This is a genomic window from Aeromonas sp. 601039, assembly GCF_049174415.1.
In the GTDB taxonomy this organism is placed as follows: Bacteria; Pseudomonadota; Gammaproteobacteria; order Enterobacterales; family Aeromonadaceae; genus Aeromonas; species Aeromonas veronii_A.
On the sequence record NZ_JAAKTL010000036.1, the window covers coordinates 1 to 12,239 of the forward strand.

11 protein-coding genes and 1 tRNA gene are annotated in these 12,239 nt (G+C 56.7%); 8 read left to right on the forward strand and 4 right to left on the reverse strand.

The window, feature by feature from the left end:
• Positions 1-307: 307 nt before the first annotated feature.
• Positions 308-1,993, reverse strand: coding sequence for an aspartate:alanine antiporter (locus G5195_RS19365; protein ID WP_005345980.1), 1,686 nt, complete (start codon positions 1,991-1,993; stop codon positions 308-310).
• A gap of 773 nt (positions 1,994-2,766) precedes the next feature.
• Positions 2,767-2,842 (reverse strand) — tRNA-Asn (locus tag G5195_RS19370).
• Between the two features lie 133 nt (positions 2,843-2,975).
• Between G5195_RS19370 and uvrB the strand changes: the two genes are divergently transcribed.
• From uvrB to G5195_RS19385, 3 genes are all read left to right on the forward strand, one after another.
• Positions 2,976-4,988: an excinuclease ABC subunit UvrB gene (uvrB, locus tag G5195_RS19375; protein ID WP_421236399.1), complete on the forward strand. Its 2,013-nt coding sequence runs from the start codon at positions 2,976-2,978 to the stop codon at positions 4,986-4,988.
• Positions 4,985-5,242, forward strand: coding sequence for a YkvA family protein (locus tag G5195_RS19380; protein ID WP_421236400.1), 258 nt, complete (start codon positions 4,985-4,987; stop codon positions 5,240-5,242). The genes uvrB and G5195_RS19380 overlap by 4 nt, the downstream gene beginning before the upstream one ends.
• A 179-nt stretch (positions 5,243-5,421) precedes the next feature.
• Positions 5,422-6,069 carry a DedA family protein gene (locus tag G5195_RS19385; protein ID WP_040069761.1) on the forward strand — a complete coding sequence of 216 codons (648 nt, stop codon included), beginning with the start codon at positions 5,422-5,424 and terminating at the stop codon, positions 6,067-6,069.
• A 78-nt stretch (positions 6,070-6,147) separates the two neighbouring features.
• Here the strand turns inward: G5195_RS19385 and dsbB are convergent, their stop codons facing one another.
• Together dsbB and nhaB are read right to left on the reverse strand one after the other, a co-directional pair.
• A complete protein-coding gene (gene dsbB / locus G5195_RS19390) occupies positions 6,148-6,669 on the reverse strand; it encodes a disulfide bond formation protein DsbB (protein ID WP_005336895.1) in 522 nt (173 codons plus the stop codon).
• Positions 6,670-6,767: 98 nt separating this feature from the next.
• A complete protein-coding gene (gene nhaB / locus G5195_RS19395) occupies positions 6,768-8,348 on the reverse strand; it encodes a Na(+)/H(+) antiporter NhaB (protein ID WP_151286897.1) in 1,581 nt (526 codons plus the stop codon).
• A 333-nt stretch (positions 8,349-8,681) separates the two neighbouring features.
• On the opposite strand from nhaB, the gene fadR reads away from it, so the two are divergent.
• From fadR to G5195_RS19420, 5 genes are all read left to right on the forward strand, one after another.
• The gene (gene fadR, locus G5195_RS19400; RefSeq protein WP_026034983.1) at positions 8,682-9,395 is read left to right on the forward strand and encodes a fatty acid metabolism transcriptional regulator FadR; all 714 of its coding nucleotides are present in this window, start codon (positions 8,682-8,684) and stop codon (positions 9,393-9,395) included.
• Between the two features lie 265 nt (positions 9,396-9,660).
• Positions 9,661-9,801, forward strand: coding sequence for a TIGR02808 family protein (locus G5195_RS19405; protein WP_005345965.1), 141 nt, complete (start codon positions 9,661-9,663; stop codon positions 9,799-9,801).
• Positions 9,802-9,989: 188 nt separating this feature from the next.
• Positions 9,990-10,547, forward strand: coding sequence for a YaeQ family protein (locus G5195_RS19410; RefSeq protein WP_005336887.1), 558 nt, complete (start codon positions 9,990-9,992; stop codon positions 10,545-10,547).
• A gap of 12 nt (positions 10,548-10,559) precedes the next feature.
• Complete coding sequence (locus G5195_RS19415) at positions 10,560-11,444, forward strand: AEC family transporter (protein ID WP_005352342.1); 885 nt, start codon at positions 10,560-10,562, stop codon at positions 11,442-11,444.
• 265 nt (positions 11,445-11,709) lie between these two features.
• Positions 11,710-12,174 (forward strand): hypothetical protein, encoded by a 465-nt coding sequence (locus tag G5195_RS19420; protein ID WP_127005689.1) that lies wholly within the window; start codon positions 11,710-11,712, stop codon positions 12,172-12,174.
• Positions 12,175-12,239: the final 65 nt, after the last annotated feature.

A 12,239-nucleotide genomic window follows, 5' to 3' on the forward strand; every position in this document is an offset into this window, starting at 1 on the left:
CCCGATGCGGTACATAGGGGGTTCTGAGTAGAGAAATGCTAGTTGAAAATGTGTAAACCTATTTCAGGACTAGACACGTGATCTGCCATCACTCATTGCAGAGCAGAGCAGAGCAGAGCAGAGCAGAGCAGAGCAGAGCAGAGCAGAGCGTCAACCATTGTAGGATAGGGGGCAGAGTTCAGCGCTGATGGTTGGTGTCAGGTGAGATCACACCAATAAGCCTGCTTCGCATCTTGGGAGAAAGGCAGATAGCAAGAAGGGAGCCTGAGGCTCCCTTCTTTGTTAGCGGTAATTTGATGGTTACTGGTTAGAACCAGAAGCCGATAATAAAGGAGCCTGCCAGCGTCAGCATCACGTTGGCCACCGCATAGGTACCTGCGTAGCCAAGCGCCGGAATGGAGCTGTTGGCGGCCTCGTTGACCACATCCATGGCGGGGGCGCAGGTACGGGCACCAGTGATGGCGCCGAGCAGCAGCGCCGGGTTCATTTTCAATACCCAGACCCCGAACAGATAACCGACAAGCACCGGCAGGGTAGTGACCAACATGCCGGAGAAGAGCACTACGGCACCCACTTCGCTCAGGTGATCCAGAATGCCGCCACCCGCCTTGAGGCCGGTGCTCACCATAAAGACCGCAAGACCGAGATCCTTGGCCAGTCGCAGGGCTCCGGGCGGTACGTAACCCACGGTGGGGTGGTTGGCCCGCAGATACCCCATCAGAATACCAGCCAACAGCAGACCGACGGCGTTGCCGAGGCCAAATTCAATCTGGCCGAACACAAGCGAGACGGAGCCGATCAGCAAGCCGAGCACGAAGAAGGTGGTGAAAGCCACTAGATCTGTGGTCTGGCTGTGGATACTGATAAAGCCGATCTTGTTGGCCAGCAGTTTGACCCGCTGTTTCTCGCCGCTGATCTGCAGCACATCGCCTTTTTGCAACATGATGTTGCGATCGAACGGCATCTCGATTTGGGAGCGTACCACCCGGTTGAGGAAGCACCCTTTCTCGGTGAGGTTGAGCTCCACCAGATGGCGGCCGACCACGGCGTCGTTTTTCACCACTATCTCTTCGGTGACGATCTGCAGGTCGAGCAGGTTGCGATCAAATACCTCTTTACCGTTGCGGTAGTTGACGTCCAGTTTCTCGTGGCTCTCGGGATAGCCCACCAGGGCGATCTCGTCCCCTTCTTGAATGACGGCATCCCCATCGGGACTGGCGAGAATGCCGTTGCGGCGGATCCGCTCCACATAGCAGCCGGTGTGGGGATAGATGCCTGTTTCACGCAGGGTACGGCCGCCAATCCAGGCTGCCAGCTCGGGGCCAACCCGATAGGCGCGAATGATGGGCAGATAGGTCTTGCGACTGTCGCTGTCGGAGAGGCCCCGCTCACGGGCGATTTTTTGCGCTTCGGTATTGAGATCGAGTCGTGCCAGTGACGGGAGATAGCGCACCACCAGCATCAGACCAACCAGACCCACCAGATAGGTCAGGGCGTAGCCGATGCCCATGTTGTCGAGTACCGCCTGCATATCGGTTTGATGGGGCAGGTTGAGCAGACCACTGCGCAGGGCATCCTGTGCACCCACCAGCGCCGGGGTCGATGTGAGGGAACCCGCCAGGATCCCCGCCGCCATGCCCGGCCCCAGATTGAAGAACTTGGCCAGCCCCACTGTCAGCAGCAGAGCTGTCAGCAAGATCACCAGAGTCAGGGTGATGTAGTGGATGCCATCGCGCAGGAAGACGCTGAAGAAGTGGGGGCCCGCCTCAATCCCCACACAGAAGATGAAGAGCATAAAGCCGACGTTTTCTGTGGTGGCAGTAAACTCGAAGCCCATCTGGCCAAACAGCAGGGCGGTAAACAGCACACCTATGGTGTTGCCAATCTGGAAGTTGCCAATCCGCACTTTGCCAAGCAGCAGGCCGAAGGCCAATACCACGAAGAGCAGCAGGGAGTCGCTTTGATGCAGCAGTGTCACAAAATCTATAGTCATGCCCGGAAAAACCGAGGAAAAAAGTGGGGCCGATATTGTGCCGTATCTATCACTAATAAAGAAGCATAAGGGGGGATTAATCGGAAGTTATCGGACGCTATTTAATGAGCAGGCGGCGGGATAAGGGGAGCATCGGAAAAAAGCAGGTGATTTTAGCTCTCCTTCCCGTTGTCAATTAGTGAAACATGCTGGTTGCAGCCGGGCTTGCACTGTCATGGGTGAGATTTTAGATTCTGCTGTCTAGCGCTTCGCCACAGAGCGGTTTCAGCAGATTCAACCTGGGGATCTCTTGGTCGTAAAAGAGTCAAATGACGAGATACTAGCGTCATTCCCATATGGGGAAAGGGCTGGCAAAAAGATATCTCCGGAAAGTGCCAATAGAGCCTGTTAATCAACAGTTACAGAGGGTGGGACAAAACAGAATAAAATCAGGTTAGCCTGTAAAATGGTCTCCTGTTGCAGGGGATAACAGGCAATCCCGCGTCCTGACAGGGCTTGCTGCACTTACCCACAGAATCTGTGGATAACCCTGTTTATGAAACTTGTTCATCGCCCTGAAAGCCGCGCCAGTACTGGGATGCAAGGGCTGTTCAAAAAATACCGGAAGAAAAATGTTTGTATAAAAATCAAATAGTTAGATGCGACAGGAGAAAACTCTGTCGAGCCGGGACGGGTAACAAAAGGGAGCGTCAGCAGCAAGAAGGATCTTGTGCATTAAAATTGGCAGGAGAGGGCACTAAAGTGGATAACTTGCACCGAGATGGTGAGGAATTTGGCTCCCCCGACTGGACTTGAACCAGTGACATACGGATTAACAGTCCGCCGTTCTACCGACTGAACTACGGGGGAACATCAGGCAAGGAGGAGCATTATACAGAAGGTGTACTGGGTGGTCAAGCCATTCGCGGGATGATGGCACGGGTGTACCGCTGCCAAACCCTCGGTTACACTGCTCCTCTGCTGTTTTGTGTCGGGAGTGTTCATGAGCAAATTGTTCAAGTTAGCCAGCCAGTTTCAACCCGCCGGGGATCAGCCCACGGCGATTGCCCAACTGCTGGATGGCATCGAGTCGGGGCTGGCCCATCAGACCCTGCTCGGGGTGACTGGTTCGGGCAAGACCTTCACCATGGCCAACGTCATCGCCACCTTGAACCGCCCGACCATGATCCTGGCTCCCAACAAGACCCTGGCCGCCCAGCTCTATGGTGAAATGAAGGAGTTCTTCCCCGACAACGCGGTGGAGTATTTCGTCTCCTACTACGACTATTACCAGCCCGAAGCCTATGTGCCGACCACCGACACCTTTATAGAGAAGGATGCCTCCATCAACGATCACATCGAGCAGATGCGATTGTCGGCCACCAAGGCGCTGCTGGAGCGGCGCGACGTGGTGATCGTCGCCTCGGTGTCGGCCATCTATGGTCTGGGGGATCCCCAAGCTTATCTGAGCATGATGCTGCATCTCAAAGTGGGGGATGTGATCAACCAGCGGGATATCCTGCGCCGCCTCGCCGAGCTGCAGTACACCCGCAACGACATGGCGTTTCAACGCGGTACTTTCCGGGTGCGGGGGGAGGTGATCGACATCTATCCTGCCGAATCGGACAAGCTGGCCCTGCGGGTAGAGCTGTTCGATGAAGAGGTGGAGCGCCTTTCCCTGTTCGATCCCCTGACCGGTGCCATAGAACAGACGGTAGTGCGCTACACCATCTACCCCAAGACCCACTACGCCACCCCGCGCGAGACCATTCTGGGGGCTATCGAGCATATCAAGGAGGAGCTGCGCAGCCGCCGCGAGCAGCTGTTGTCCCTCAACAAGCTGGTGGAAGAGCAGCGCATCAGCCAGCGTACCCAGTTCGACATGGAGATGATGCAGGAGCTGGGCTACTGCTCCGGCATCGAGAACTACAGTCGTTACCTCTCCGGCCGTGCGCCGGGGGAGCCGCCGCCCACCCTGTTTGACTACCTGCCGGGGGACGGCCTGCTCATCATCGATGAATCCCATGTGACCGTGCCGCAGATTGGCGCCATGTTCAAAGGGGACCGCTCCCGCAAGGAGACCCTGGTGGAGTACGGCTTCCGGCTCCCCTCTGCGCTGGACAACCGGCCACTCAAGTTCGACGAATTTGAAGCGCTGATGCCGCAGACGGTGTTTGTCTCGGCCACCCCGGGCCCCTACGAGCTGGAGAAGTCCGTCGGCGATGTGGTGCAGCAGGTGGTGCGCCCTACCGGCCTGCTCGATCCGGAGATCGAGGTGCGTCCGGTGACCACTCAGGTGGACGATCTGCTCTCCGAGATCCGCAAGCGGGTTGCCGTCGAGGAGCGGGTGCTGGTCACGACCCTGACCAAGCGGATGGCGGAAGACTTGACCGAGTATCTGGCGGAGCACGACGTCAAGGTGCGCTATCTCCACTCTGATATTGATACGGTCGAACGGGTGGAGATCATCCGCGATCTGCGCCTTGGCAAGTTCGATGTGCTGGTGGGCATCAACCTGCTGCGGGAAGGTCTCGATATGCCGGAAGTGTCGCTGGTGGCGATTCTGGATGCAGATAAAGAGGGCTTCCTGCGCTCCACTCGCTCGCTGATCCAGACCATCGGCCGGGCGGCGCGTAACCTCAACGGCAAGGTCATTCTCTACGGCGATACCATCACCAACTCGATGGAGGTAGCCATTGAGGAGACCGAGCGGCGCCGCGCCTTGCAGCATGCCCATAACCTCAAGCATGGCATCACCCCCAAAGGGCTCAACAAATCCATTGGCGATGTGATGGACATGGGAGGTAGCCGTACGGCAGGCAAACCTAGCAAGGGGATGCGCAAGGCAGCCGAGCCGCAAGGGGAATACCATGTCCGCTCAGCCAGCGAGATTGCCAAAGAGATCAAGCGGATGGAGGAGCAGATGTTCCAACATGCCCGGGATCTGGAGTTCGAACAGGCGGCGGCACTGCGGGATCAGATCCAGCGGCTGCGCAGCGAGTTGATCGAATCATGAGCCGTAAACGCTGGCTGATTTGGCAACGACTTCGTCGTCTCTATCATGGTTTTCGCCATCCCGGTACCCCCTGGTGGGCGAGGGGCCTGGTGATCCTTATCCTGCTCTATGGCATCAGTCCGGTGGATCTTATCCCCGACGTGGTGCCCTTGCTGGGTTGGTTCGATGATGTGACCCTGCTGCTGGTGTTGCTATGGGGCTGGGAGCGTTGTCTTCCCCCCGCTGTGCGCAGCGAGCTGGAACAGGCCTCCTAGTTCCCCTTTTCAACACCACGCTCGACATCACGCTTTGTGCCCCCACCCTCGAAGGAAGCGGAAAAACGGTTTCATTTGAAGGTGGGCACAGCAGGATGAAAAAGAGGCTGGCCCGGTGATTGTCGCCCGGATGGCATTGGCGTAGACTCCACGCCGTTCACTTTATGGGTATGGAAAAAATGGATCTGATCCTCTTTGCAATCGACTTTATCCTGCACGTTGACGTGCATTTGAAAGAGCTGTTCGAGAACTATGGCGTCTGGGTTTACGCCATCCTGTTTCTGATCATCTTCTGTGAAACAGGGTTGGTAGTGACGCCGTTCCTGCCGGGTGACTCCCTGCTGTTTGCCGCCGGTGCGCTTACCGTGGGCAGTGTGCTGGACGTCCACACTCTGGCGGCCGTGCTGATCATCGCAGCTGTGCTGGGCAACGTGGTCAACTACACCATTGGTCACTTCTTCGGCGAGCAGCTGTTCCGTAACCCGGACTCCAAAATCTTCCGCCGGGATTATCTGGAGAAGACCCACGCTTTCTATGCCAAGCATGGCGGCAAGACCATCATCATCACCCGCTTCCTGCCTATCGTGCGCACCTTTGCGCCGTTCGTTGCAGGGATGGGGGCCATGACCTATCCGCGCTTCCTAGCGTTCAACCTGGTTGGCGGCCTGCTGTGGGTACTCTCCTTCGTCTATGCCGGCCACTTCTTTGGCAATCTGCCGGTGGTGCGTCACAACTTTACCCTGCTGATCTTCGGCATCATCGGTATTTCCCTGTTGCCCATGGTAATTGGCGCGGTCAAGGCCAAGATGAGCACTGCCAGGGCGTAACCAGAAATACGGTCAGCCAGAACGAGAAAGGGGGAGCCATAATGGCTCCCCCCTTTTATCTCCACACGGTCATGATGATCAGTTGCAGCAACGCCCTTTCACCAGATTGCCGATGGCCACTACGGTGAAGACCAACAGGTAAGCGGCGAAGATGACGACCAGCCACTGGGGCATGGAGTAACCGAAGAACTGCCAGGTGATCTGGGCACAATCCCCTTCCGGCATAAAGAGCCAGGGGAGCCACTGATCGAGCGGAGCCCAGCTCGGGAAGTCGGCAAACGGGCTGCAGACGTTGAACGGGGAGGGGTTGACCTGATAGTCCACATGCTTGAGGGCCAGCTGGAAGCCGCGGAAGGCACTGTAGCCCCATAGCAACATGGCACTCCAGCGAACATACCACTTATCCGGCGCCACCATGCCGAGCAGACCGGCGGCCAGCACCCCCAGGGTCGCCAACCGTTCGTAAACACACATCACGCACGGGGAGAGGCCCAGCACATGCTGGAAGAAGAGGGCGCACAACTCGAGGAACAGGGCTGATGCTGCCAACAGACCCCAAGCCAGCCGATGGGCGGCGATACGGCGGAGAAACTCGATCATCTCATTGATCTCTCAGAAAAAACAGTGGCTGAATTAGAGCAGAGCGGAACCGAAAAGAAAAGGGCCCTGAAAGGGCCCTCGGGTTCCGTTGCAGTGGATTAATGCAGCGCCGGCTGTACCGCTGGCAGCGCACTCTCCATCACCAGCCATCCATGCTGATAGAACCACTCGGTGGCAGGACCAAGCAGCAATTCGACAGAGAAAAAGCCGATCAGCCCCAGCACCAATGTGTAGGGCAGCGCCATCCAGACCATGCGGCCATAGGAGAGACGCAGCAGCGGCGCCAATGCCGAAGTGAGCATAAACAGGAAAGCGGCCTGACCATTGGGGGTGGCGACCGATGGCAGGTTGGTACCTGTGTTGATGGCTACCGCCAGCAGATCGAACTGGGCGCGGTCAATGGCGCCATTGAGCAGGGCAGTCTTGACTTCGTTGATGTAGACGGTTCCGACAAAGACGTTGTCACTGACCATGGAGAGCACCCCATTGGCCAGATAGAAGAGAGCCAGCTGGTTCTCCGGTTTTGCTGCCAGTACCAGCTGGATCACCGGCTTGAACAGCTGCTGATCGATGATGACGGCGACCACGCTGAAGAAGACCGCCAGCAGGGCGGTGAAGGGGAGTGCCTCCTGGAAGGCTTTACCCAGCGAGTGCTCCTCGGTGATCCCGGTCAGGGAGGTGGCCAGCACGATGACCGAGAGGCCAATCAGACCAACGGCTGCCAGGTGCATGGCCAGACCGACGATCAACCAGACCGCAATCAATGCCTGAACGATCAGCTTGGCCTTGTCTTGCGGGCTGCGTTTTGCCTCTTCGTAGCGGTTGTACTCCTCCATGATGGCGCGCACTGTGTCCGGCAAGCGGGCACCATAGCCAAACCAGCGAAACTGCTCCACCAACACGCAGGTCAGCAGACCGCAGATAAAGACGGGGACGGTCACGGGGGACATGCGAATGGCAAATTCGGCGAAGTTCCAGCTGGCTTGCTCGCCGATGATGAGGTTTTGCGGCTCGCCCACCAGGGTGCAGACACCGCCCAACGCGGTCCCGATAGCGGCATGCATCATCAGGCTGCGGAGGAAGGCGCGAAAATCATCGAGATCCTGGCGATTGCGCTCAGCCACTTCCTTATCGTCGGTATGGTCATGGCTGTGACCAAACTCCTTGCCGGAAGAGACCTTGTGATAGATGGCATAGAAACCGGTGGCAACGCTGATCACCACGGCAATGACCGTCAGTGCATCGAGAAAAGCCGACAGGAAGGCGGAGACCAGACAGAAGGAGAGGGAGAGCAGGATCTTGGAGCGAACGCCGATCAGCAGCTTGGTGAAGACATAAAGCAGCAACTGCTTCATGAAATAGATGCCTGCCACCATGAACACCAGCAGCAGCAGCACTTCGATATTGGCGACCAGCTCGTGCTTGACCTGATCGGCGGAGGTCATGCCGATCAACACGGCTTCGATCGCGAGCAGGCCACCCGGTTGCAGGGGGTAGCACTTGAGGGCCATGGCCAGGGTGAAGATAAACTCAACAACCAGTAACCAGCCCGCAATGAAAGGATCAAGGTAGAAAGCGACCGGATTGATCGCCAGAAATAGCAAGATGGCGCTTTTATACCACTGTGGTGCATTGCCCAAGAAGTTCTTGGCGAATGCCTGCCCTAGGCTTATTGGCATGATAATGGGTCTCAACTTTGTTGTTAGGATCTGCTTCTATGCAGTCAAGGATGATTCGACCTGTGCCTCCGGATGTTGGCCTTTATCTGTCTGATTCCTCGTGATTTTAATCAAAAAGCGTGACGATTATAAATGATAGCCGATGGATCTCTGCCCATGTGTCTGTTTTATAACCACCTTGTCGGGGTTGGCTGGCCCCCCTGCGGCGATTAGATACATATTCCCAACACTATATTTGCCATATGTGAGCAGAGGACTGACCTTATGCTTGCCAGCCATCATCGCTTTGATATCATTCGTCAGCCTTTTTACGCATTACAACAGAGTCAATTCATGGTTATAAAAGCGCAGAGCCCAGCTGGGTTTGCCGAGGAATACATCATCGAGTCCATCTGGAACAATCGCTTTCCTCCCGGATCTATTCTGCCCGCCGAGCGTGAATTATCCGAGTTGATCGGGGTGACGCGGACTACCTTGCGCGAAGTGCTGCAGCGACTGGCCCGTGATGGTTGGTTGACCATACAGCATGGCAAGCCGACCAAGGTGAACAATTTCTGGGAAACGTCCGGCCTCAATATTCTGGAGACGTTGGCCCGTCTGGATCAGGACAAGGTACCTGATCTGATAGCTCAGCTGCTCTCAGCCCGTACTCACATCTGCACCATCTTTATTCGCGGGGCGATCCGTCACAATCCGGAACAGGCCGCCGAGATCCTGCGTGGCGCCGATGGGGTCGAGAACAACGCACAGGCTTATGCCGAGTTCGATTATCGCCTGCACCACCAGCTGGCGTTTGCTTCCGGCAATCCGATCTACGCCCTGATCCTGAACGGTTTCAAAGGGTTGTACAGCCGGGTCGGCAGCTACTACTTCTCCGACAAGCAGGCTCGCGAGACCGCAGATGCCTACTACAAGACTCTGCTCAATCTGGCCGAGACCAAGAACCACGAAGCCGTGTTCATGACGGTGCGTCAGTACGGTATCGAGTCCGGCAAGCTGTGGACCCGCCTGCGTCAGGACATGCCAAGCGATCTGTGCGACAACTGATCCCTTGTCTGTGCTTTCCAAGAAACGCGCCATCCGGCGCGTTTTTTTATTCTGCCGTGTTTGTGTCTATCCTAGATTGGTGATGGTAATTGCTTGAACTGCATGGATATTTGGCCAAAAATCTTGATCCAGCGCAAATGAACCCTGCATTTATCACTTTGGTGGCATAGGACCCAACCGCTGATTGAGGTCAAATGGAGGCATCAAGAGCGGAGCCAATATCCGCCAGAAGGAACACACCTTTCACCGGATGAAGGACACAACAATGAGTCTTCTTGAACACACCATCTGGACAGTACTGGGATACGGGGCCATGCCCTTTATCTTTCTGAGCGGATTCGTGGCGGTGGCAGTGACCTGTTGCATGCTGCTGAACGCGTTCGGGGTACAGTCCGCCGAGAAGTGAGTCGCTTCTCATGCCGCCAAATGCCAGTCTTCGGACTGGCATTTGTTTTTTGTGTTTTTTAAAGCACTTATCCCGGCAGGGAAGGGGAAATCTTTGGTCAGGATGGTCGAACCTGCCGCCGATTTTGATTACACTGGCGCCCGTATTTCCCACTCACCCTTCTCTAATCCAGGTGTTCAAGGTTTTCTATGGCTCTCAAGGCAACCGTATTCAAGGCCCAGATCAGTTTGTCTGATATGGATCGCAATCTGTATCAGGACTTCTCCCTCACGCTGGCGCGCCACCCCTCCGAAACCGATGAGCGGATGATGATCCGGCTGGCGGCCTTTGCCTGGCACGCTGCCGAGCGACTGGAGTTCACCAAGGGATTGAGCGCCGATGACGAACCCGAGCTCTGGTGCAAGAACTACTCGGACGAAATTGAGCTCTGGATCGAGCTGGGCCAACCCGATGAAAAACGGCTCAAAAAAGCCTGCAACCGCGCCCGTCAGGTGGTGCTCTATCTCTACGGCGGTCGTGGCACCAGCGTCTGGTGGAAGCAGAACCAGGGCAAGCTGAGCCAGCATGACAACCTCAGCATCATCGAACTCTCCGACAGCCAGACTTTACCGCTGACCGCCATGGTCGAGCGCACCATGCAGCTCACCTGCACTATCTCCGATGGTCAGCTCTGGGTCAGTAACGGCGCACTGGAAGTGACGTTGGATCCGGTGGTGCTGATGGGCAAACCGGCCCGCGAACTGTAACGGACGCAGCCCATGTTCAGCGCCTTGCTCAATATCGTCATTCCGGTGTTCGGTGTGGTCGGGCTCGGTGCACTCTACGGGCGATTGCGACCGGGGGCTGCGCTCGGTTACGTCAATCGGGCCAATATCGAGCTGTTTACCCCGGCGCTGGTCTTCTCCGCGCTGGTCAAGTATCCGCTGGCGCTGGCGGAGCATCTGCCGCTGATTGCGGCGGGGGCGCTGGTTATCCTGTTACCCGGTCTGCTGCTCGCGCTGCTCAAACTCAAAGGGATTGAGCGGGCAGCGCTGATCTTGCCCGCTATGTTCCGAAATACCGGCAATCTCGGTATCCCCTTGATGGTGCTGGCGTTTGGCGAGCAGCAATTGGGGGCCATAGTGATCCTCTTTGTGCTCTCCAATCTGCTGCACTTTTCGGTCGGCATGTTTATCCTATCGGCCAATACCTCCCGCTGGCTGTGGCTGCGCAGCCCTGTGTTGTGGGCCGCGCTGGCCGGTTTGCTGGTGGCCAACCTGCACATTGCGCTGCCGGAATATGTGGTGACCACGGCCTCGCTGCTCGGCCAGATCTCGGTGCCCCTGATGCTCTTTGCGCTGGGCATTCGCCTGATGGAGGGAGAGCTTGATCACCTTGGCCTCGCGCTCAAGTGCAACCTGCTCTATCTGTTGGCGGGGGGATTGTCGCTGCTGCTGGCGATCTGGCTGTTGCCGCTCAAGACGGAGTGGATCCCGCTGTTGATGTTGTCGGTTTCCTTGCCCCCTGCGGTGTTGAATTACATGCTCTGCGAGCAGTATCACTGCCAGCCGGACAAGGTGGCCAGTATCGTGCTCGGCGGCAATGCCCTCTCTGTGCTGGTGATCCCGCTGGCGGTCTGGCTGGCACTTCATCTGCCCGGCTAAGCCAGATTGCATTGGTGCGACGGTGCGACTCACTGGCCAATTGCTTGATCGAACCGAGTCACAGTAGTTCGCATCTCATCCTTGCAGGGGAAAGTTAGCCTATCAGGATCAGCAAGCTTTTCCATGCCATCTCTGTCCATCATTGCCTCCGTGATATATCTGTCGTCCCCGTATCCGGCCTCTGAGCCCCGGGCCTAACGGCGACAGCTATAGTATGAAAAGAGCTGACTGACACTGTTCAACCAATGCCAGTGAGGGAAACCGGATGAGCACAAGTGAGCAATCTGATCCTGTGGGGCAGGCAAAATCGCGCTATGACCCGGCATTGCCTACCGGTTATGACTGGCGAAGACACCGCCGTTTTATCCTAAGTGGCGGTGGTTACAAGGCAGAATGTCGCCGTCGCAACTGGTTTTTGGAGTTGCTCAACCCGGTGCCCTATGTAGTAGTGCGCGACATAGCCATCGGTGGCATCGGTATTCTGGGGGCCATACGGTTGAAAGAGGGGGATGAGCTGGTGATTGCCATTCCCTCTGGCGAGATGCTGCGCGGTCTGGTCGTGAGATCCCAGCCAGACCCACTCTTTCCCAAACTCTATCGCACCGGTATTCGTCTGCATCGATATCCGACGGCCGAGCTGTTTGCCCGCTGGCAAAGCTACATTCAGCCGCAAGATAAAGCGGATTTCGACCATGAGTGCCAAGTCTTGAAACAGGTACGTGGTGCGTGAACCAGATGCCATTTCAGAGGTTGTTTTCCCCACATTCAGCATGATCTGTCGATGGAGTCCGCAGA

Excerpts from the sequence above, each read along its gene's own strand:
- G5195_RS19365 (WP_005345980.1), bottom strand. The coding sequence starts at position 1,993 with ATGACTATAGATTTTGTGACACTGCTGCATCAAAGCGACTCCCTGCTG.
- uvrB (WP_421236399.1), top strand. The coding sequence starts at position 2,976 with ATGAGCAAATTGTTCAAGTTAGCCAGCCAGTTTCAACCCGCCGGGGAT.
- G5195_RS19380 (WP_421236400.1), top strand. The coding sequence starts at position 4,985 with ATGAGCCGTAAACGCTGGCTGATTTGGCAACGACTTCGTCGTCTCTAT.
- G5195_RS19385 (WP_040069761.1), top strand. The coding sequence starts at position 5,422 with ATGGATCTGATCCTCTTTGCAATCGACTTTATCCTGCACGTTGACGTG.
- dsbB (WP_005336895.1), bottom strand. The coding sequence starts at position 6,669 with ATGATCGAGTTTCTCCGCCGTATCGCCGCCCATCGGCTGGCTTGGGGT.
- nhaB (WP_151286897.1), bottom strand. The coding sequence starts at position 8,348 with ATGCCAATAAGCCTAGGGCAGGCATTCGCCAAGAACTTCTTGGGCAAT.
- fadR (WP_026034983.1), top strand. The coding sequence starts at position 8,682 with ATGGTTATAAAAGCGCAGAGCCCAGCTGGGTTTGCCGAGGAATACATC.
- G5195_RS19405 (WP_005345965.1), top strand. The coding sequence starts at position 9,661 with ATGAGTCTTCTTGAACACACCATCTGGACAGTACTGGGATACGGGGCC.
- G5195_RS19410 (WP_005336887.1), top strand. The coding sequence starts at position 9,990 with ATGGCTCTCAAGGCAACCGTATTCAAGGCCCAGATCAGTTTGTCTGAT.
- G5195_RS19415 (WP_005352342.1), top strand. The coding sequence starts at position 10,560 with ATGTTCAGCGCCTTGCTCAATATCGTCATTCCGGTGTTCGGTGTGGTC.
- G5195_RS19420 (WP_127005689.1), top strand. The coding sequence starts at position 11,710 with ATGAGCACAAGTGAGCAATCTGATCCTGTGGGGCAGGCAAAATCGCGC.